The following is a 20207-nucleotide window of genomic DNA, read 5'->3' as shown; positions in this document are numbered from 1 at the left end:
GAAGCTGGGGTGGGTGGGGGTGGAGTGGCGGATACGGAGCCGGGTCCGCCCGATGGCCGGTTCGTGCTCCGCCGCCGGACAGGGCCTAGAGCGCCGCCGCGCCGCTGTTGCGCAGGGACTGGCGGTACTGCTGGAGCACCCACAGCTCGTTCTGGACGGCCTGGTGCCGTTCGTGGTCGTCTCCGGTGCCCAGACGGGCCAGGGTGCCGGTCACGTCGTGGATGCGGATGTCGACGGCGCGCAGCCGGACCCGGACCAGTTGCTCCCCCGCGTACGCCTCGTCGATCGTCTTGCCGTGGAACACCTCCACCGCCAGCTCCGTGACCAGCGCGCGCACCGCGTCGTTCGGCGCGGCCTCGCGGACCCCGGCCAGATACTCGGGCGCGGAGGCCATGCCCTGTTCGGCGCCGCCCGCGTCCTCGACGGCCCGGCGGACGGCCGCGTACGGCGGGGCGGTGAACTCGTCCACGCCGTACGCGTCGAAGGCCGGGGAGACCAGCTCCGGCCGCTGGAGGGCGAGCTTCAGCAGCTCGCGCTCCGTGCGGTGGGCGGGGCTGCGGAGGTTGAGCGCGGGGCCGGAGGGGGCCGGGGAGCGCCCGGAGTCGTACGACGGCGACGGGTGGCCCGCCTGGCCGCCGCGCTCCGACGCCGGACCGCGCCCGCCCCGGTCGCGGGCCCAACGGGCCATCTGTGCGACGCGCTTGACCACGAACTGGGTGTCGAGGATGCCGAGGATGCCGGCGAGCTGGACGGCGACCTCGTGCTGCGACGCGCCGTTCTTGATCCGGGCCACGATGGGGCCCGCCTCGTCCAGCGCGGACGCGCGGCCCGCCGGGGTCTCCAGGTCGTACCGGGACACGATCTGGCGGATCGCGAACTCGAAGAGCGGCGTGCGCGGTTCCACCAGGTCCTGGACCGCCGCGTCGCCCTTGCTGAGCCGCAGTTCGCACGGGTCCATGCCGTCGGGCGCGATCGCGATGTATGTCTCGGCGGCGAACTTCTGGTCGTCCTCGAAGGCGCGCAGCGCGGCCTTCTGGCCGGCCGCGTCGCCGTCGAAGGTGAAGATCACCCGCGCGCTGCCGTTGTCCATCAGCAGCCTGCGCAGGATCTTGATGTGGTCGGTGCCGAAGGCCGTGCCGCAGGTGGCGATGGCGGTGGTGATGCCCGCCAGGTGGCAGGCCATCACGTCCGTGTAGCCCTCGACCACCACCGCGCGGCTGGCCTTGGCGATGTCCTTCTTGGCCAGGTCCACCCCGTAGAGCACCTGGGACTTCTTGTAGATCGCGGTGTCGGGGGTGTTCAGATACTTCGGCCCGTTGTCGTCGTCGCGCAGCTTGCGCGCGCCGAAGCCGACGACTTCGCCCGAGATGTCCCGGATGGGCCACATCAGCCGGCCCCGGAACCGGTCGATCGGGCCCCGGCGGCCGTCCTGGGAGAGCCCGGCGAGCAGCAGCTCCTTGTCGCTGAATCCCTTGCCGCGCAGGAAGCGGGTCAGATGGTCCCAGCCCGCCGGGCTGTAACCGACGCCGAAGTGCTCGGCCGCCGCCTGGTCGAAGCCCCGCTCGGCCAGGAACTTCCGGCCGATCTCGGCCTCTTCGCCACCGAGCTGCTCCACATAGAACTCGGCCGCCGCCTTGTGCGCCTCCACCAGCCGGATGCGCTCGCCCCGCTGGTGGGTGGGGTTGTAGCCCCCCTCCTCGTACCGCAGGGTGATGCCCGCCTTGGCGGCGAGGCGTTCGACCGTCTCGGAGAAGGAGAGATGGTCGATCTTCATCACGAAGGCGATGGTGTCCCCGCCCTCCTGGCAGCCGAAGCAGTGGAAGAGACCCTTGCTCGGACTGACCTGGAAGGATGGGGACTTCTCGTCGTGGAAGGGGCAGAGGCCCTTCATGTTGCCGCCGCCGGCGGGGCGCAGTTGCAGGTACTCGGACACGACGGTGTCGATCGGGACCGCGTCCCGAACCACCTTCACGTCGTCGTCGTTGATCCTGCCTGCCACGCGAGAATTCTACGTGCGCGCACCGACAGTCCCTTACGCCCGGTCCGCGGATCGGCGCGGGGGCGGTCAGGTACCGAGCGTGTCCAGCGGCACCGTCGGGTCGGCGAGGGCGTCCAGATCCTGCGGGACACCGGAGCGGATGAGCCGCTGGATGTCGCCGGTGACGTCCCACACGTTGACGTTCATGCCCGCGAGCACCCGGCGGTCCTTGAGCCAGTAGGCGATGAACTCCCGCTTTCCCGCGTCGCCGCGTACCACCACCTGGTCGTAGCTGCCGGGCGGCGCCCAGCCCGAGTACTCCAGGCCCAGGTCGTACTGGTCGGAGAAGAAGTACGGGACGCGGTCGTACGTCACGTCCTGGCCGAGCATCGAGCGGGCGGCGGCGGGGCCGCCGTTGAGCGCGTTGGCCCAGTGCTCGACGCGCAGCCTGCCCGCGGGCAGTTCGGTGCCGGGCGGCGAGAACGGGACGGAGGCCACGTCGCCCGCCGCGTAGATGTCCGGGTCGCAGGTGCGCAGCGCCAGGTCGACGGCGATGCCGCCGCCGTGCTCGTCGCCCACGAGGTCGAGTCCGGCCGCCTCGGCGAGTCCCGTGCGGGGCGCGGCGCCGATCGCGGCGAGCACGTCGTGCGCCATGTGCTCCTGGCCGTCGTCCGTACGGACGGACAGGACCATGCCGTCCTGTCCGACGATCTCGGTGAGCCGGGCGCCGAAGTGGAACCGTACGCCGTGCTCGCTGTGCAGTTCGGTGAAGAGCTGGCCCAGCTCCGGGCCGATGACCTGGTGGAGCGGTGTCGGGTGCGGCTCGACGACGGTGACCTCGGCGCCGTATCCGCGGGCGGCCGCGGCGACCTCCAGCCCGATCCAGCCACCGCCTGCGATGACCAGATGGCCGTTGTCACGGCCGAGGGCGGTGAGGACGTGGCGCAGCCGGTCGGCGTGGGCGAGCCTGCGCAGATGGTGGACGCCCACGAGGTCGGTGCCGGGGATGTCGAGGCGTCGGGGTTCGGAGCCGGTGGTCAGGAGCAGCTTGTCGTAGCGCACGGAGGTGCCGTCGCCGAGGTGGACGCAGCGGGTGTCGCGGTCGATCCCGGTGACCGTCTGGCCGAGGTGCAGCTCGACCTGGTGCCGGGCGTACCAGGCGGGCTCGTGGACGAAGACGCTGTCGCGCTCCTCCTTGCCCATGAGGAAGCCCTTGGACAGCGGGGGACGTTCGTAGGGGTGGTCTCCCTCGTCCCCGATGACGATCACGCGGCCGGTGAATCCGTCGGAACGGAGGGTTTCCGCGGCCTTCGCCCCGGCCAGCCCACCACCGACGATGACGAATGTCCGATGTGCGTCGACCACTTGATGCCTCCTCGTTGTGCTGCCGCCATCTGTGAGCGTCCCGCACGGAGCGTGATGGCGAAAGAGGGGAGGCTCCACGGGCATGGTTCCGGCTTGATGTGGCTACCTTGCTACACGCGTCACCCCTTGGCGGGGCGGCTCGGCCCGCTTCGGCCGTTGGCTGAATATGACGGGTGCGGGATGACGGGTGAATGACGGGTGCGGGATGACGGGGGCTGCTCTCCCGACGGACCGCGATCAGGTGCGGCCCGTGAGCGCCGTGTGCAGCGAGCGCGCCGCCGCATCCGTGAGAGAGGCGATCTGGTCGACGATCACCCGCTTGCGGGCGCGGTCGTCGGACGCCGTCTCGAAGAGCGCGCGGAACTGCGGGTCGAGCCCTTCTGGGGCGCGGGCCGTCAGCGTCCGCGCGAGTTCGGCGAGGACGATGCGCTGGTCCGCGCGGAGCGATTCCTGGTCGGCGCGCTGCATCACATAGCGGTGCGCGACGGCCTTGAGTACGGCGCACTCGTCGCGCGCCTCGCGCGGGACGACCAGCGAGGCGCCGTACCGGGTGAGCGGGCCGGTGCCGTACTCCATCCGCGTCGCGCCCTCGGCGGCGAGGCAGAAGCGGCCGATGAGCTGGCTGGTGGCGTCCTTGAGCCTGGCCTGGGCGACGGCCGTCCCGTCGTAGCCGTGCGGCCACCACTCCTGGGCCATCAGCCGGTCGAGCGCGGCGGCCAGTTGTTGCGGGTCGGTGTCGTGCGGTACGTAGCGGCCGATCGCGACCGCCCAGATCTCGGCCCGTTCGGGCCCGGAGACCAGCATGCCCGGGTCGACGTGGCCGGCGTGCAGGCCGTCCTCGAAATCGTGCACCGAGTACGCGACGTCGTCGGCCCAGTCCATGACCTGGGCCTCGAAGCAGGTGCGGTTCGGCGGGGCGCCGCGCCTGGCCCATTCGAAGACCGGCAGGTCGTCCTCGTACACACCGAACTTCACCGAGCCTGGGTCGGTGGGGTGGGCGCCCTGCGGCCAGGGGTACTTCGTGGCGGCGTCGAGGACGGCGCGGGTGAGGTTGAGGCCGACGCTGACGAGGCGGGCGCCGCCGCCGGTCTCCGCGCCGGCTTCGACGGCCGCCTCGGCCTGGGACGCGGTGATCGCCGGGGGCACCGAGTCGGCGCGGACGAAACGCTTCGGCTCGATCCGGGTGAGCAGCCGCAGCGACTGGGCGTTGCCCTCGAAGCCGCCGCAGTCCTTGGCGAAGTCGTTGAGCACCTGTTCGCCGTTGTGGCCGAACGGCGGGTGCCCCATGTCGTGCGAGAGACACGCCGTCTCCACGAGGTCCGGGTCGCAGCCGAGTGCGGCGCCGAGTTCGCGGCCGACCTGGGCGCACTCCAGGGAGTGGGTCAGCCGGGTGCGCGGGCTGGCGTCCCACTCCTGGCTCTGCGATCCGGGTGTCACGACCTGGGTCTTGCCGGCGAGACGGCGCAGGGCGGAGGAGTGCAGGACGCGTGCGCGGTCGCGCTGAAAGGCGGTGCGGCCGGGGCGCTTGTCGGGCTCGGCCGAGAAGCGTTCGGTGGCCGCCTCGTCGTAGGCGCTGTCGTGAGGTGCGGTGATGCCGTCCATGCACCGAAGGTAACCGGCTGGGCGGTCAGGGGTGTCCGCGCCTCGTCGTAGCGGTGCGGCAGGAGGCGGGCCAGGTCCGGGTGGTCGCCGAGCGGGGCGGCGGCGATCCAGGGCGCGTGGGCGGCGGCGCGGGTGGCGAAGTGGCCGGGGGCGGTGAAGTACGAGGCCAGCGCGGTACGGCCGCGCCCGCGTGCGGCCGGCTCCCGTACGGCGTCGGGGACGGTGGGCGCGGCGGCGGACGCGTACGCGGGGACCACCGGTACTCCCCCGAGCCGCGCGCCGGCAGCGTGGCCGTACGGCGGGTGGCGGGTGGCGGGTGGCGGGTGGCGGGTGGCGGGTGGCCGGGCATCGCCGGACGGGCTGGATTGGTTCCATCGCGCCCGCGTGCGGCCGGCTCCCGTACGGCGTCGGGGACGGTGGGCGCGGCGGCGGACGCGTACGCGGGGACCACCGGTACTCCCCCGAGCCGCGCGCCGGCAGCGTGGCCGTACGGCGGGTGGCGGCGGCCGGGCATCGCCGGACGGGCTGGATTGGTTCCATCCGGCGGGCCGGGCTGTCCTCAATCGGCGGACGGGGGGGCTTGATTGGGCGGCTACGCGGTCGGTGGCGCCGTCTCGGTCGCGAGCCAGGCGAGGTACGGCGCGTTACCCCGTACCACCGGAACGGCCAGGATCTCCGGCGTCTCGTAGTCGTGGGCGGCCGTCAGATGCGCCTCAAGTGCTTCGTAGCAGACGGCGGTCGTCTTGAAGAGCACCTGCCACTCCTCCGCCGTCTCGATCGCGCCCTGCCAGCGGTAGACGGAGGTGACCGGCGCCGAGATCTGCGCGCACGCGGCGAGCCGCGCCTCCACCGCGCCCCTGGCCAGAGCCTCAGCCTTCGCGGCGCTGTCGGTGGTGGTCAGTACGGTCAGAAACTCGGCACCGGTCATCTGCGGTACTCCTCCGGTCGGGTCAGGCCGCCGCCGCCGCGAACTGCGAGGCGTACAGGTGGGCGTACGCGCCCCCGGACGCCAGGAGTTCGTCGTGGGTGCCCTGTTCCACGATATGGCCCGCTTCCATCACGAGTATCACGTCCGCGTCCCTGATCGTGGAGAGCCGGTGCGCGATGACGAAGCTCGTGCGGCCCTCGCGCAGCGACGACATGGCCCGCTGGATGAGGACTTCGGTGCGGGTGTCGACGGAGCTGGTCGCCTCGTCCAGCACCAGGATGGCCGGTTCGACGAGGTACGCCCGTGCGATGGTGAGCAGTTGCTTCTCGCCCGCGCTGAGGCCGCCGCCCTCCTCGTCCACGACGGTGTCGTAGCCGTCGGGGAGCGTACGGATGAACCGGTCGGCGTGGGTGGCCATCGCCGCCTCGACCACGCGTTCGCGCGGGACGCCGCCGGGGACTCCGTAGGCGATGTTGTCGGCGATCGTGCCGCCGAACAGCCAGGTGTCCTGGAGGACCATGCCGATCCCGGAGCGCAGTTCCCGCCGCGACATCGTGGCGATGTCGACGCCGTCGAGGGTGATCCGGCCGCCGGTGACCTCGTAGAAGCGCATCAGCAGGTTGACGAGCGTGGTCTTGCCCGCGCCGGTGGGGCCGACGATCGCGACGGTCTGGCCCGGTTCGACGGACAGCGACAGGTCCTTGATGAGCGGTTCGGCGGCCTCGTAGCTGAAGGCGACCTTCTCGAAGGAGACGCGGCCGGAGCGCTTGCCCGGCTTCGTGCCCCGCCCGGCCGGCTCCACGGGCTCCGCCGGCTCCACGGGCTCCGCCGACTCCTCCTCCTCGTCCAGCAGCTCGAAGACGCGCTCCGCCGACGCGACGCCCGACTGGAGGAGGTTCGCCATGGCCGCGATCTGGGTGACCGGGCCGTTGAACTCGTAGGAGTACTGGACAAACGCCTGCACGTCGCCGATGGACAACGTCCCCGACGCGACGCGCAGCCCGCCGACGACCGCGATGAGCACGTAGTTGAGGTTGCCGACGAAGGTCATGGCCGGCTGGATGAAGCCGGAGATGAACTGGGCCCGGAAACTCGACGCGTACAGCGCCTCGTTGTGCTCCTCGAAGGTGCGCACCGCGTCGTCCTTGCGGCCGAACACCACCACCTCGGCGTGGCCCGTGTACATCTCCTCGACATGCCCGTTGAGCTTGCCGGTCACGGCCCACTGCCTGACGAACTGCGGCTGCGCCCGCTTCCCGATCAGTACGGCGCCGAGCACCGAGACCGGCACGGTCACCAGCACCACGAGGGCCAGCAGCGGCGAGATCCAGACCATCATCACCAGCACACCGACGAGGGTGAGCAGCGCCCGGATGATCTGGGCGAAGACCTGTTGCAGAGTCTGGGTGATGTTGTCGATGTCGTTGGTGGTGCGGGAGAGGACTTCGCCGCGCGGCTGCTTGTCGTAGTACGCGAGCGGCAGGCGCGAGAGCTTCGTGTGGGCACGCTCGCGCAGCCGGTGGCCGACCCGCTGAACTACTTCGGTGGCGAGCCGCAGTTGGAGCCAGGTGAGCCCGGCGGACACGGTGATCAGGGCGAGTACGAGGCCCAGGCTCTCGCCCACGTCCCGGAAGTCGACTCCCCCGGGGTTCCCCGCGCCGGCGACGACGAGGTCGGTGGCGTGGCCGAGGATCCTCGGGATGACGACGGTGAGGGTCACCGCTCCCGTGCCGGCGGCGAGTACCGCGAGGAGCAGGGCGAGTTCGGGGGCTCCCGGGGTGACCATCCGCAGCAGCCGGACGCCGGAGCGGCGGAAGTCCAGGGAGCGTTCGAGGGAGGGTGTGGCCGACGTGCCAGGGCCGATCCGGGGCGCGGGGCCGCCCCGGCGTTCGGGGGCGCTCATGCTGCTTCCTCCTCGGTGAGCTGGGAGAGGACGATCTCCCGGTAGGTGTCGTTGTCCCGCATGAGCTGTTCGTGGCTGCCGGTGCCGACGACTCGCCCCTGGTCGAGGACGACGATCCGGTCCGCGCCACGGATGGTGGACACCCGCTGCGCGACGATCACCACGGTCGCTCCGGTGGCCCACGTCTCCTCCGCCAGTGCCGTCCGCAGCGCCGCGTCGGTCGTGTAGTCGAGCGCGGAGAAGGAGTCGTCGAACAGGTACAGCGCCGGTTTGGTCACCAACACCCGTGCGATGGCGAGGCGTTGGCGCTGGCCGCCGGAGAGGTTGCCGCCGCCCTGGGAGACCGGGGCGTCGAGCCCTTCGGGCAGCGCGGCGACGAACTCCCTGGCTTGCGCGATCTTCAGCGCCTGCCACAGCTCTTCGTCGGTCGCGTCCGGCTTCCCGTAGCGGAGGTTGGAGGCGACGGTGCCGGAGAAGAGGTACGGCTTCTGCGGGACGAGGCCGACGGTGCGGGCGAGCAGTGCCGGGTCCATGTCCCGTACGTCGACTCCCCCGATCCGTACCTCGCCCGCCGTGGCGTCGAAGAGTCTCGGCACCAGATGGAGCAGGGTCGTCTTGCCGCTGCCCGTGGAGCCGACGACGGCGGTGGTACGCCCCGAGGCCGCCGTCAGGTCGATGCCGGTCAGCACCGGTTCCTCGGCGCCGGGGTAGCTGAAGCCGGCGCCCCGGATCTCCAGTCGGCCGGGTTCGCCGCGAGGGCCGTGGAGCGCCGTCACGGACGCCGACACGGACGGGGAGGGCGGGACGACGCTGGACTCGGTGTCCAGAACCTCCTTGATGCGTTCCGCGCTCACGGCGGCGCGCGGCACCTGCATCAGCAGGAACAGCGTCATCATCACGGCCATCAGGATCTGCATCAGATAGCTCAGGAAGGCGATCAGCGAACCGGCTTGCAGCTCACCGGAGTTGATCCGGTGTCCGCCGAACCAGATGATCGAGACGGTCGCCAACTCCCAGACGAGGATGACGGACGGCATGATCAGCGCCATGAGCCCGCCGACGCGCAGGGCGACGGTCATCAGCTCGCGGTTCGCACCGCCGTACCGCTTCTGCTCGTGCTCGTCGCGGACGAAGGCCCTGATCACCCGGATGCCGGTGATCTGCTCGCGCATCATCCGGTTGACGTTGTCGATGCGTTCCTGCATACCGCGGAAGAGCACCGGCATACGGACGAGGATCAGCCCGATCACTCCGGCAAGGAGGGGGATGAAGAGCAGCAGGAGCAGCGCGAGCGGGGGGTCCTGGTCGACGGCCATCACGGCGCCGCCCATCCAGGTCAGCGGCGCGGCGACGAGCACGGTCAGGGCGAGGACCGTGAGCGTCTGCACCTGTTGCACGTCGTTGGTGGTGCGGGTGATCAGTGAGGCGGTGCCGAAGTGGCTCATCTCCCGTGCGGAGAAGTCCTGTACGCGGGAGAAGACGGCGGACCGCAGATCACGGCCGACGCCCATGGCGACGCGGGCGCCGACGTAGACGGCGGCTCCGGCGGCGGTGATCTGGAGCAGGGTGACGGCGATCATCACGGCTCCGGAGGACAGAATGTGGTCCGTCTCGCCGCGCAGGACGCCGTTGTTGATGATGTCGGCGTTGAGGGTGGGCAGATAGAGGGTGGCCAGGGTCTGGATCAGTTGGAGTACGACGGACAGGGCGAGCAGCCCTCTGTAGGGGCGCAGTTGGGCGCCGAGAAGTCGGATCAGCATGTCGCGCGCCCATCAACCGGCGTACGCGCGGACGGACTTGGCCTCGCGCAAGGCCAGACCCCACCAGGCGAGTTGGTCGAGCATCGCGGTGGCGGCGGCATCGGCGCCGTCGGGGTCCCGGTGCCGACCCTCGTCGTCGAAGAGCGCGCCGGCGTTGTGGAAGGAGACGGTGTCGCGGACGGCCACGGCGTGCAGTTCGGCGAAGACCTGGCGCAGATGCTCGACGGCGCGCAGGCCGCCGGAGATCCCGCCGTAGGAGACGAAACCGACGGGCTTGGCCTGCCACTCGGCGAAGTGCCAGTCGATCAGGGCCTTGAGGGAGGCGGGGTAGGAGTGGTTGTACTCGGGGGTGACGACCACGAAGGCGTCGGCCCCGGCCAGTCGGTGGGTGACCTTGGCGAGCTGGTCACGGACCGGGACGGACGGGCTGAAGGAGAGTGCGGTCGGCAGGTCGGTGTCGGCGAGGTCGATCAGCTCGACGGCGAAGTCGTCATGTCCGGTGGCCCGGGAGACGAACCAGTCGGAGACGACGGGGCCGAACCTTCCTTCGCGGTTGCTGCCCATGATGACGGCGAGCTTGAGGGGCGCCTGCGGGAGCTGGGGGGTCCGGGGGGACGTCTGGGTCTCGGAATCGTTCGTCGTGATGTTCATGGGACGAGCGTGATACTTAAACCATGGTTCAGGTCAAGCTACTGTGTCCTACATGACTCAACTCTCCTGGAGCGCCAAGGAAGCCACGGTCGGCGAACTGGCCGAACGCAGTGGCGTCTCCCCCTCCGCCCTGCGCTTCTACGAACGCGAGGGACTGATCACCAGCCGCCGCACATCGGGCAACCAGCGGCGCTACAGCCGCGACACCCTCCGGCGTGTCGCCTTCATCCGCACCTCGCAGCGCCTCGGCATCCCGCTCGCCCTGATCGGCGGCGTGCTGGCGCTGCTGCCGGAGGACCGTACGCCCACCGCGGAGGACTGGGCCCGGATCTCCGAATGCTGGCGCGACGATCTGGAGGCCCGGATCCGGACCCTCCAGCGGCTGCGCGACCACCTCGCCGACTGCATCGGCTGCGGCTGCCTCTCACTGGACCGCTGCGCCCTGTCCAACCCCGGCGACGAGTTGGCCGCACAGGGACCCGGGCCCCGCAGGCTGATCGAGGACTGACCGGTTCTACCGTGGCCCCATGGCGCCTTCCGAAGTTTTCGAAGTCATCGAGATCAACGGCGAGCCGGCCGCGGAGGCCGCGCCGCGGGTCCACGCACTCACCAATTACGGACACTTCACCGCGATGCAGATCCGGGGCGGCCGGGTACGCGGACGGGACCTCCACCTCGCCCGGCTCGACTCGGCCACCCGCGAGCTGTTCGGCGCGGGCCTGGACGGGGAGCGCGTACGGGAACTGCTCCGGCACGCGCTCGGTGACGTGTCCGACGCGTCCGCCCGCGTCTACGTGTCCTGGCCGGAGGGCGACAAGGGCGCGCGGGTGACGGTCACCGTCCGGCCGCCGCAGACCAAGGCCGGCCGGCCGCACGGCCTGATGTCGGTGCCGTACGCCCGCGAGGTCCCGCACATCAAGCGCCCGGGCGGCTTCGGCCAGATGTACCATCTGCGGGCCGCCGAACGCGCGGGCTTCGACGAGGCGCTGCTGACCGCGCCCGGCGGGCTGGTGGCGGAGGGGGCGATCACCAACATCGCCTTCTGGGACGGCACGTCCGTGGTCTGGCCGCAGGCGCCCGCGCTGCTGGGGATCACGATGGCGCTGCTGGAGCCGCGGCTGCCTTCCGTACGGCGCCCGGTGACGCTGGCCGACCTGCGCTCGTACGCGTCGGCCTTCATCACGAACTCGCAGGGCTTCGCGCCCGTGGACCGGATCGACGACGTGGCGTTCACGGTCGACGCGGAGCTGATGGGGAGGGTGGCGGCGGCGTACGAGACGGTGGAGTGGGACGTGCTCTGAGCCGGTCCGAGCCCGCCCCCGGCCGGTCCGAGCCACCCCCGCTCCCGCTCCTCACCCATTCGGCACGACTGGTCACCCGGCGTGTCGCACCGCCGATCGTGCGCCGCTGACCTGCGGAAATATCAACTGGCAAGTGGGACACGCCGTACGGAACCGGCCAATCTGATCCTCCATCAGCAGGCGTGCGCGCCGGGCTGCGCCTTATCTCGGAAGAGACGAGAACCGCGCCGCCACGGAGGACACCATGCGCACCACCGCCCGCCTGCTGACCGGTACCGCGCTGGCGGTCGCCTCGCTCGGAGTCTCCCTCGGGGCCGCCACCGCCGCGGTCGCCGGTGACCGCGACCGTGAGAGGGGTGAGCTGGAGCTGTACCCCTCGACGTCCGCGCCCGGCGCGACCGTCACGGTCAACACCACCGCCTGCGGCAAGGGCGGCCGCGGCAAGGGCGACGCCAGCTCCCTGGGCGCGGGCGAGTTCCACCTGCGGCCCGGCGACTACAAGGACATCGTCGTCGGGCAGTTCCGGGTGCCCGAGAACACCCGGGCCGGCACCTACGGCATCTTTGTACGCTGCGAGAACGGCAGAGAGGCCCGCGGCGACGTGACGATCGAGCACCACCGCGAGCAGCAGCCGTCCGGCCACGTGCGGACGGGGGTCGGCGGCAGCGTCGGTCCCGACACCACCCAGATCGCGGCGGGGGCGGCCGTACTGGCCGCAGCCGCCGTCGGCGGGACCTGGCTCCTGCGCCGCCGGGCGAGCGGCGCGCAGGGCAGCTGACGGGGCGGGGCTGCCGTCCGGCCTGAACCGAACGGCAGCCCTGGCGGCCTCCACCGCCCCCGTACCGCCGTGGTCCCCGCCCCCGTCATGCTCATCGCTGCCGGGGGCGGGGGAACAACTTCCGGAGGACCCATGACCGCGACCCTGACCGCGACCCTGACCGCGAAGGCCGATCCATGACCGGCAAGGGCAAGGCGTGGCTGCTGGCCGGCGCGGCGTGCGTCGGCGTGTGGCTCGTACAGAACGGCTCCCAGACCATCACCCCGCCCATCCCGTCGGCCGCCCAGGCGTTCGCCGCCGGGCCCGGCTTCCACACGGACGCCGCCGCCGACCCGATGCCCACATCCGCGCCCGTACGGCTGCGGATACCCGAGATCGGCGTCGACGCGCCCGTCGCGCCGCTGGGCCTGGCGAAGGACGGCAGCCTCGACGTGCCGCCGGCCGAGAACGGCGACACCGCGGGCTGGTACAAGCACGGCACCACCCCGGGGGCCAAGGGCACGGCGATCGTCGCGGGGCATGTGGACAACGCACATGGTCCGGCCGTCTTCTACAGCCTGGGCACCCTGAAGAAGGGCCAGCGGATCGAGGTCACGCGCGAGGACCGGCGGACCGCGGTCTTCACGGTCGACGCCGTCGAGGTGTACGACAACGCCGACTTTCCCGACCAGAAGGTCTACGGGAAGAAGGACCGGGCCGAACTGCGAGTGATCACCTGCGGCGGCGGATTCTCCGAGAAGACCGGCTACCAGGGCAACGTGGTGACGTACGCGCACCTCATCGGGGTCCGGGACGACGCGTCGTAGGGTCCGGCGGTCCCGTGGCCGGGCTGTCCCGTGGTCCGGCTGTCCGGCTGACCCCTCGCGCCGTCAGGCCGTCCACTGGTCGAAGGCGAGCTTCGCGACCAGTGAGAACACCACGACGAGCAGCACACCGCGCACGAACTCGCTGCCCTTCTTGAGCGCCATCCGCGCGCCGAACATGCCGCCCGCCAGGTTGAACACCGCCATCAGCGCGGCCAGTTGCCACAGCACGGTGCCCTGGTAGGCGAACATCGCGAGCGCCCCGCCGTTGGTGCAGACGTTGACGATCTTGGCCGTGGCCGACGCCGCGACCAGGTCGAGGTGCAGCACGGCCGTCAGCGCCAGCACGAGGAACGTCCCCGTGCCGGGGCCGAACAGCCCGTCGTAGAAGCCGATCCCCCCGCCGACGAGGACGATCGCGGTGATGTGCCGGCCCCGGGTGACCGGCCCGCCCGCCCGCGCCCTGCCGAAGGCGGGCCGCAGCATCACGAAGGCGGCGACGGCCAGCAGCACCACCATGATGACGGGGCGCAGGACGTCGCTGCTGATCCCGGCGGCGAAGAACGCCCCCGTCATCGACCCGGCGAGCGCCATCAGCCCGATCCGTACGGCGCTCTTCACGTCCACCGGCGCCTTGCGCACATACGTCACGGCGGCCCCGGTGGTGCCGACGATCGCCACGGCCTTGTTGGTACCGAGGATGTGCGCGGCGGGGACCTGTGGCAGACCGAGCAGCAGCGCGGGCAGGAGCAGCAGCCCGCCCCCGCCCACCACGGCGTCGATCCAGCCGGCGGCGGCTGCCGCGAGGCAGAGGACGACGAGCATGGTCAGCGATATCTCGGGCATGATCGCGACCTTATGGGACGAGGCGGTCGGCCCTCACACCGATATCCGGTGAGGTGGCGCACGCCACGTCCGCGACGGCCTCCGCCCCGCGATTCGCCGCCGCACACCCACTTCGCACCCCACTTCGCACCCCGCCTCACGTCCCGCCTCACACCCGGTACCGGGCCGCGCCGAGGGCAGCGTTCCGAGCGGGAAACAGTGGTGGTGCCGCCGGGTAGCACCGGCCGCGCAGTCTGCGGACATGACGGCTGACGGCCGCACCCCGGACGAACTCTCCCTGGCCGAACCGGACTTCATGGCCAGGCACGGTATCGAGCCGCATCTCGACGACCCGGCCGAGACCGACCGCGCCACGCGCACGGGTCACCTCGCGCGCCGGACCGACCGTCCGGGCGTCAGCACACAGGCGGTGACGGCCTACGCCTCCAGAGTCGAATCTTGACCGATCGTTCCACATAGGCTTAAAGTCAGGCAGGTGGCCAGGACCAAGGAATTCGATCCGGACGCCGCGCTCCAGTCGGCCCTTGAGCTGTTCTGGCGGCGCGGCTACGAGGCGACGTCCATGGCGGACCTCGTCGAACATCTCGGCATCGGCCGCGCCAGTGTCTACGCGACGTTCGGCAACAAGCACGACCTGTACCTGAAGGCGCTGGACCGGTACGGCGAGACGCACGACCCGCCGCTGCTCGACGACCTGGCGAAGCCGGGGCCGGCGCTGCCCGCGGTGCGGGCGATGGTGCGGCGGTTCGCCACCGACGCGGGCACCGAGCCACAGCGCTCGAAGGGCTGCTTCATCACCAACACGGCCGCCGAGCTGGGTCCGCACGACCCCGAGGCGGCCCGCCGGGTCGAGCTGAGCTGGCAGCACATCGAGACACTGACGCACGCGGCGCTCGTCCGGGCCCAGGGCCAGGGCGAGTTGTCGCGGGACCGCGATCCGCGGGCACTGGCACGGCTGCTGCTCGTGCTGATGCAGGGCATGCGGGTGGTCGGCAAGAACTCGCAGGACCCGGCGCGGGTGCGCGACGCGGCCGAGCAGGCGCTGAGTCTGCTCGACTGACGGGACCGGCCCACCTCACCACCCGGGCAGGCCGGTTTTCCGCTGCCCTCATAACAGAACGATCGGTCCAGATAAGTGGCCCGGTACACAGGGGGACGGCATGACCGCGAGCACGACCACCACACCTGGCATCGGCACGCCCGTCCGGTCCGCCGCCGCCTTCGCCCTCCTGGGCACCGTCCAGGCCACCCTGATCTTCACGCTCGCCGCCCTCGCCGTGCCACTGCCCGGCATCGGGCGGGAGTTCGCCCTCGACCGGTCCCAACTGATCCTGCTCAGCGCCGCGTACGGACTCACCTTCGCCGGACTGCTGCTCCTCGGCGGCCGGCTCGCCGACCGGTACGGCGGGCGCCGCGCGCTCACCGCCGGCCTGCTGGTCTTCGCCGCCGCGTCGGCCGCCGCCCCGTTCGCCCCCGGATACGAGTGGCTGCTCGCCGGCCGATTCGCGCAGGGCGTGGGCGCCGCACTGATCGCGCCGGCCGCGATGAACGTCCTGCGCACGGCGTCCGGTTCGCCCGCCGCGTACGGCAGGGCCATGGCGACCTGGGGCGGGCTCTCGGTGCTCGGCGCCACCGCGGGCAACCTCGGCTCGGGCATCATCTCGGCTCTGCTGTCGTGGCGTTGGAGTTTCGCCGTACCGCTGCTGGTGGCGGGCGCGGCCCTCGCGCTGGCGCCCCGGCTGCTGCCCGCCACCCCGCCCGGCGCGGGCCGTTCGCTGGACCTGCCGGGCGCGGTCCTCGCCACCGGCGGGATCACGCTGGCCAGTTACGGCCTCGTCCTGACCGACGCCCGCCCGTGGACATCCCCGGCGGTCCTCGTACCCCTGGCGGCCGGAGTCGCGCTCTTCACGGCGTTCCTGGTCGCCGAACGCCGGTCCCGCGACCCGCTGTTGCCCCCGCGCTTCGTCCTCGACCGCGGGCGGGCGACGGGTCTCGCCGCGATCGCGCTGACAGCGGCGGGCACGTCCATGACGTTCATCCTGCTGTCGATCCACCTCCAGCAGGGGCGCGGCTACTCGGAGTTGGGGACCTCGGCCGCGTTCACGCCGTTCGCCGTCGCCCTGTTGGCGGCGGGCCGGGCCGCCGGGCCGCTGATCGCGCGGTACGGGGCGCCCCGGGTCACGGCGACGGGGCTGGCGACGGGCGCGGCCGGTCTCGCGCTGCTGGCCACGACGGGGCTGGGCGCCACGCCGTACGCGTACGGGCTGCTGCCCGGCCTCGTGCTGCTGCCGGCGGGCGCCGCCCTGTCCTTCGCGGGGGCGGCCGTACTCGCGACCGGCGGGGTCCCGGACCGGCAGACGGGCCTGGCGGGCGGCGTGCTCAACACGGCCATGGAACTGGGGCCGACCGTGCTCCTCGCCGCGCTGCTCACCCTCGGCGGCGACGCGGTCTCACTCGCGGCGACGGCGGGCGCGTTCGTGGCACTCTCCCGCGTCACGGCGGCGACAGCCGCGCTCACGGGCCGTGAGGCCCGGAAGGCGCGGGAGCACGCCCCCTGACACCGGCCACCGCTTCCCCCTCCACCAGCTCCTCATCTCACCGTCCGAATCCAACGTCCACATCTCACCAGGGAGTTGTTCCATGTCCGCTCGCTTCACCGACAAGACCGTCCTCGTCACCGGCGCCGGTTCCGGAATCGGCCGTGCCGTCGCCGTGGCGTTCGCGGCCGAAGGCGCCTCGGTCGTCCTCTCCGGCCGGGGCGCCGCGCCGCTGGAGGAGACCCGCGCCCTGATCGCGGCGGCGGGCGGCGACCCGCTCGTCGTCACCGCCGACGTCTCCCGCGCGGACGACGTGCGGGAATTGGTACGGACGACGGTCGAACACTTCGGACGGCTGGACATCGCCGTCAACAACGCGGGAATCTTCCGGGGCGGCGCGCCCCTCGCCGACCTCCCCGTCGAGGACTGGCAGGCGCTGCTCGACATCAACGTCACCGGCGTCCTGCACTGCCTCCAGGCGGAGACAGCCCATATGCGGGCCAACGGCGGCGGCGTCATCGTCAATGTCGCCTCCAACCTCGGCGCGCACATGCGCATCCCGAATGTGGCCGGCTATCTCACCTCGAAGGCCGCCGTCTCCACACTGAGCCGCGCCGCCGCCCTGGACCACATCCAGGACGGGGTACGGATCAACGCCGTCAGCCCCGGCGCGACGGACACCACCATGTCACTGCTGCCGGGCGAGAGCCCGGCCGACCGGACGGCGCGGATGAGGGAGCAGTCGCCGCTCGGCCGGGTCTCGACGACGCGGGAGGTGGCGGCGGCCGTGCTGTACCTCGCCTCGCCGGACGCCGCGTCCGTCGTGGGGGCCGACCTCGTGGTCGACAGCGGCGCGGCGGCCTGACGCCGCGCCGCGGCACCACCGCCGCTCCCCCCGCCCCTCCGGTCACGGCCGTAGGCTGGACGGAAAGGTGCCACAGGGGGTCAGCGACAGGGAGTGCCGCATGCCGAGGACCGGCTGGAATCTCAGCGACATGCCCGACCAGCACGGCCGGACGGCGGTGGTCACGGGCGCCAACAGCGGGATCGGGCTCGTCACGGCCCGCGAACTGGCCCGGCGGGGGGCGAGGGTGCTGCTCGCCTGCCGCAGCGAGACACGCGGCGAGGCGGCGGTGGCGCACATCGTCTCGCAAGTGCCGGACGCCGAAGTGGAGTTCGGCGCGCTGGACCTCGCGGACCTGGCCTCCGTAAGGGACTTCGCGGCCCGGTACCCGTACGACGGGCTCGATCTGCTCGTGAACAACGCGGGTGTGATGGCCCTGCCGTACGGGGTGACCGCCGACGGCTTCGAGACCCAGTTCGGCGTCAACCACCTCGGCCACTTCGCCCTCACCGGTCTCCTGCTCCCCCGGCTGCTCGGCGCGCCGGGGGCGCGGGTGGTGAGCGTGTCGAGCGGCCTGCACGCGCTGGCGAACATCGACATCAACGACCTCAACAGCGAGCACGGCTACCAGCGTTGGGTCGCGTACGGCCGGTCGAAGTCGGCGAACCTGCTGTTCGTCCACGAGCTGTCGCGGCGGCTGCGAGCGGCCGGCTCGGACATCGTGGCCGCCGCCGCCCAGCCGGGCTACGCGGCGACGAACCTCCAGACGGCCGGGGTACGGATGGAGGGCCGTAGGCGGACGGAGCGCGTCGTGGGCCTCGCCAACCGGATCATCGCCCAGCCCGCCGAGGCCGGCGCCCTGCCCACCCTCTACGCGGCCACGGCCCCCGGCGTACGCCCCGACTCCTTCACCGGCCCCCGCATCCAGGGCTGGCGCGGCGCCCCCACGGCGTCGTGGCGCGCGAAGTGGACACGCAACGACACCGCGGGCGAACGGCTCTGGGCGGAGTCCGAGCGGCTGACCTCGGTCCTGTACGAAGGGCTCAGCCCCACCCCGCCGTCAGCCCCCGCGGGCTGACGCGGGTGGCCGCGCGAGCCGGCCAACGCGCTCGGCCGCCACGCCGGTGCCGCGGCCGGGGAGGTTCACCGGGTCCGTCCGGGCAGCCGGTTGGTCCTCAATCGCCGGACGGGCTCCCCAGGGAGCCCGTCCGGCGATTGAGGACCGGCGCGGCCAGAGTCGTACGCAGCAGGTCCAGGAAGACGGTCGTCGCCGGACCGGCCTGACAGCCTGTCCGCCAGGCCAGCGCGACCCGGCCGCGCAGCGGCGGTTGAGTGATCTCCAGCGTCCGCAGCCCGTACGCCGACACCACGTCGGCGGAGAGGGCCGGAACCACCGCCACGCCGAGACCACGGGCGGCGAGCCGCGCGAGGAACAGCGGAGCGGCTGCCTCGAAGGCGATACGGGGCCGGAACCCCGCCTGCTCGCAGGCGCGGTCCAGTACCGCGCGCACCCCCGTGCCACGCGGCAGGCTGATCAGCGGGCGATCGCGCAACTCGGCCAGCGGAATGCCCGTACGACCCGTGCCCGTGCGGGCGGGGTCGTCCCGGGCGACGGCCGCGACCAGGGGTTCGTCGATCACGACCTGGAGGGAGATGCCCGGCGGGGGTTCCTCGTCCGCGACTCCGACCACGGCGATGTCGAGTTCCCCGCGAGTCAGCGCGGCGAGCATCCGCTCCGATGTGTCCTCGGTCAGGGCGATCTCGACCTGGGGGTGTTCGTCGTGGAAGCCGGCCAGGACGGCGGCCATGTCGAATTCGTAGGCGCCGCCGCCCGAGACGATGCCGATCGCGACCCGGCCGCGCAGCAGCCCCGTGAACTCCTCCACGGCCTGCCCCACCGCTTCGACGGCGGTGAGCGCGGCCCGCGCGTACGGCAGGACCGCCTCGCCGACCTCGGTCAGCGTCACCGATCGGCCGGAGCGGTCCAGCAGGGGCTGCCCGAGTTCCCTCTCCAGCTGCCGGATCTGAGCGCTCACCCCCGGCTGCGCCAGGTGCAGACGGGCGGCGGCGCGGGTGAAGCTGGCCTCTTCCGCCACCGTGACGAAGTACCGCAGGTGCCGAATGTCCATAACTGGCAATTCTAGCTGCGAGAATTACCAGCTCTTGGACTTATGGCTGGCCTGTCGCGACCCTTGGACCATGGGGAACACGACGAACCGGAGACCACCGAGGGACATCAGAGCCGCGATCGCGGCCGAACGCCGGGAGCTGGCGGCGCTGCTGGACGGCCTGTCCGCCGAGGAGTGGAACGCTCCGACCCTGTGCGCGGGGTGGCGGGTACGGGAGGTCGCGGCCCATATGACGATGGGGTTCCGGTACTCGCTGCCCACCATGGTGTGGGAACTCGTCAAGGCGCGGGGCAGCCTCCACCGGATGACCGATCGACGCGCCCGCAAGGACGCGGCGGCCCATTCGACACGTGAGCTGGCCGCGCTGCTCGCCGACAACGCGGACCACCCCTGGACGCCGCCCGTCGGCGGGATCGAGGCGGCCCTGGGCCACGATGTGATCCACGGCCTGGACATCACGGTCGCGCTGGGCATCGGCCGCCGGATTCCCGAGGACCGGTTGCGCGTTCTCCTCGAAGGCGTGAACGCCAAGTCCCTCAAGTTCTTCGGCGCCGACCTCGACGGCGTCGAACTCCGCGCCGACGACGTCGACTGGTCCTTCGGTACCGGAACGCCGCTGTCCGGCGCCGCGCAGGATCTCCTCCTGCTCGCGTACGGCCGCCGGCTACCCCCGGGGCATCTGCACGGCGAACCGCGCGATCGCTTCGTCACCGTGCCCGGGTGAGCCGGGGGTGGCCGGCGGCCGTACACCTGCCTGTTCACCTGCCTGTTCACCTGCCTCT

The 20207-nt window shown here is 71.9% G+C and carries 19 protein-coding genes and 1 pseudogene; 10 read left to right on the top strand and 10 right to left on the bottom strand.

Annotated elements, in window-relative coordinates; all coding sequences use genetic code 11:
- Positions 1 to 85 precede the first annotated feature (85 nt).
- The 8 genes and pseudogenes from dnaG to OG700_RS28160 all read right to left on the bottom strand — a co-directional run bounded on the left by dnaG (position 86) and on the right by OG700_RS28160 (position 10187).
- Positions 86 to 1999, bottom strand: a complete 1914-nt coding sequence (gene dnaG / locus OG700_RS28195) for a DNA primase (protein WP_405618328.1) — start codon at positions 1997 to 1999, stop codon at positions 86 to 88.
- Between the two features lie 66 nt (positions 2000 to 2065).
- On the bottom strand, positions 2066 to 3343 hold the full coding sequence (locus tag OG700_RS28190) for an NAD(P)/FAD-dependent oxidoreductase (RefSeq protein ID WP_405618326.1): 1278 nt from the start codon (positions 3341 to 3343) through the stop codon (positions 2066 to 2068).
- Between the two features lie 237 nt (positions 3344 to 3580).
- The gene (locus OG700_RS28185; RefSeq protein WP_405618324.1) at positions 3581 to 4945 is read right to left on the bottom strand and encodes a deoxyguanosinetriphosphate triphosphohydrolase; all 1365 of its coding nucleotides are present in this window, start codon (positions 4943 to 4945) and stop codon (positions 3581 to 3583) included.
- A gap of 35 nt (positions 4946 to 4980) precedes the next feature.
- Positions 4981 to 5249, bottom strand: a pseudogene (locus OG700_RS28180) (CbiX/SirB N-terminal domain-containing protein); the annotation flags it as partial.
- Positions 5250 to 5537: 288 nt separating this feature from the next.
- The gene (cutA, locus tag OG700_RS28175; protein WP_405618322.1) at positions 5538 to 5873 is read right to left on the bottom strand and encodes a divalent-cation tolerance protein CutA; all 336 of its coding nucleotides are present in this window, start codon (positions 5871 to 5873) and stop codon (positions 5538 to 5540) included.
- A 22-nt stretch (positions 5874 to 5895) separates the two neighbouring features.
- Complete coding sequence (locus OG700_RS28170) at positions 5896 to 7776, bottom strand: ABC transporter ATP-binding protein (protein WP_405618320.1); 1881 nt, start codon at positions 7774 to 7776, stop codon at positions 5896 to 5898.
- Positions 7773 to 9536, bottom strand: a complete 1764-nt coding sequence (locus OG700_RS28165; RefSeq protein ID WP_405618318.1) for an ABC transporter ATP-binding protein — start codon at positions 9534 to 9536, stop codon at positions 7773 to 7775. The genes OG700_RS28170 and OG700_RS28165 overlap by 4 nt, the downstream gene beginning before the upstream one ends.
- A 12-nt stretch (positions 9537 to 9548) precedes the next feature.
- Complete coding sequence (locus OG700_RS28160; RefSeq protein ID WP_405618316.1) at positions 9549 to 10187, bottom strand: NADPH-dependent FMN reductase; 639 nt, start codon at positions 10185 to 10187, stop codon at positions 9549 to 9551.
- A gap of 52 nt (positions 10188 to 10239) precedes the next feature.
- Between OG700_RS28160 and soxR the strand changes: the two genes are divergently transcribed.
- The 4 genes from soxR (at position 10240) to OG700_RS28140 (ending at position 13072) form a co-directional block, all read left to right on the top strand.
- Complete coding sequence (gene soxR / locus OG700_RS28155; RefSeq protein WP_405618314.1) at positions 10240 to 10695, top strand: redox-sensitive transcriptional activator SoxR; 456 nt, start codon at positions 10240 to 10242, stop codon at positions 10693 to 10695.
- A gap of 19 nt (positions 10696 to 10714) precedes the next feature.
- Entirely contained in the window at positions 10715 to 11488 is a 774-nt protein-coding gene (locus OG700_RS28150) for an aminotransferase class IV (RefSeq protein ID WP_405618312.1), read from the top strand.
- A gap of 244 nt (positions 11489 to 11732) precedes the next feature.
- On the top strand, positions 11733 to 12266 hold the full coding sequence (locus OG700_RS28145; protein ID WP_405618310.1) for a hypothetical protein: 534 nt from the start codon (positions 11733 to 11735) through the stop codon (positions 12264 to 12266).
- 176 nt (positions 12267 to 12442) lie between these two features.
- On the top strand, positions 12443 to 13072 hold the full coding sequence (locus OG700_RS28140) for a class F sortase (protein WP_405618308.1): 630 nt from the start codon (positions 12443 to 12445) through the stop codon (positions 13070 to 13072).
- A 63-nt stretch (positions 13073 to 13135) separates the two neighbouring features.
- Here OG700_RS28140 and OG700_RS28135 read toward each other — a convergent pair whose 3' ends face one another.
- On the bottom strand, positions 13136 to 13915 hold the full coding sequence (locus tag OG700_RS28135; protein ID WP_405618306.1) for a sulfite exporter TauE/SafE family protein: 780 nt from the start codon (positions 13913 to 13915) through the stop codon (positions 13136 to 13138).
- Between the two features lie 241 nt (positions 13916 to 14156).
- Here OG700_RS28135 and OG700_RS28130 point away from each other — a divergent pair, with 241 nt between their 5' ends.
- From OG700_RS28130 to OG700_RS28110, 5 genes are all read left to right on the top strand, one after another.
- Positions 14157 to 14357: a hypothetical protein gene (locus OG700_RS28130; protein ID WP_405618303.1), complete on the top strand. Its 201-nt coding sequence runs from the start codon at positions 14157 to 14159 to the stop codon at positions 14355 to 14357.
- Between the two features lie 33 nt (positions 14358 to 14390).
- A complete protein-coding gene (locus tag OG700_RS28125; protein WP_405618301.1) occupies positions 14391 to 14975 on the top strand; it encodes a TetR/AcrR family transcriptional regulator in 585 nt (194 codons plus the stop codon).
- A 100-nt stretch (positions 14976 to 15075) separates the two neighbouring features.
- Positions 15076 to 16473, top strand: a complete 1398-nt coding sequence (locus tag OG700_RS28120) for an MFS transporter (protein WP_405618299.1) — start codon at positions 15076 to 15078, stop codon at positions 16471 to 16473.
- 82 nt (positions 16474 to 16555) lie between these two features.
- Entirely contained in the window at positions 16556 to 17317 is a 762-nt protein-coding gene (locus OG700_RS28115; protein ID WP_405618297.1) for an SDR family NAD(P)-dependent oxidoreductase, read from the top strand.
- Positions 17318 to 17417: 100 nt separating this feature from the next.
- A complete protein-coding gene (locus OG700_RS28110; protein WP_405618296.1) occupies positions 17418 to 18374 on the top strand; it encodes an oxidoreductase in 957 nt (318 codons plus the stop codon).
- Positions 18375 to 18471: 97 nt separating this feature from the next.
- On the opposite strand, the gene OG700_RS28105 is transcribed toward OG700_RS28110, so the two are convergent.
- Positions 18472 to 19425 (bottom strand): LysR family transcriptional regulator, encoded by a 954-nt coding sequence (locus OG700_RS28105; protein ID WP_405618295.1) that lies wholly within the window; start codon positions 19423 to 19425, stop codon positions 18472 to 18474.
- 70 nt (positions 19426 to 19495) lie between these two features.
- Here OG700_RS28105 and OG700_RS28100 point away from each other — a divergent pair, with 70 nt between their 5' ends.
- On the top strand, positions 19496 to 20149 hold the full coding sequence (locus tag OG700_RS28100) for a maleylpyruvate isomerase family mycothiol-dependent enzyme (protein WP_405618293.1): 654 nt from the start codon (positions 19496 to 19498) through the stop codon (positions 20147 to 20149).
- The last annotated feature ends 58 nt before the right edge of the window (positions 20150 to 20207 follow it).

Origin of the sequence: Streptomyces sp. NBC_01508 (assembly GCF_045040315.1) — a bacterium.
Lineage (GTDB): Bacteria > Actinomycetota > Actinomycetes > Streptomycetales > Streptomycetaceae > Streptomyces.
This window is presented reverse-complemented; position numbering and strand designations above follow the sequence as displayed.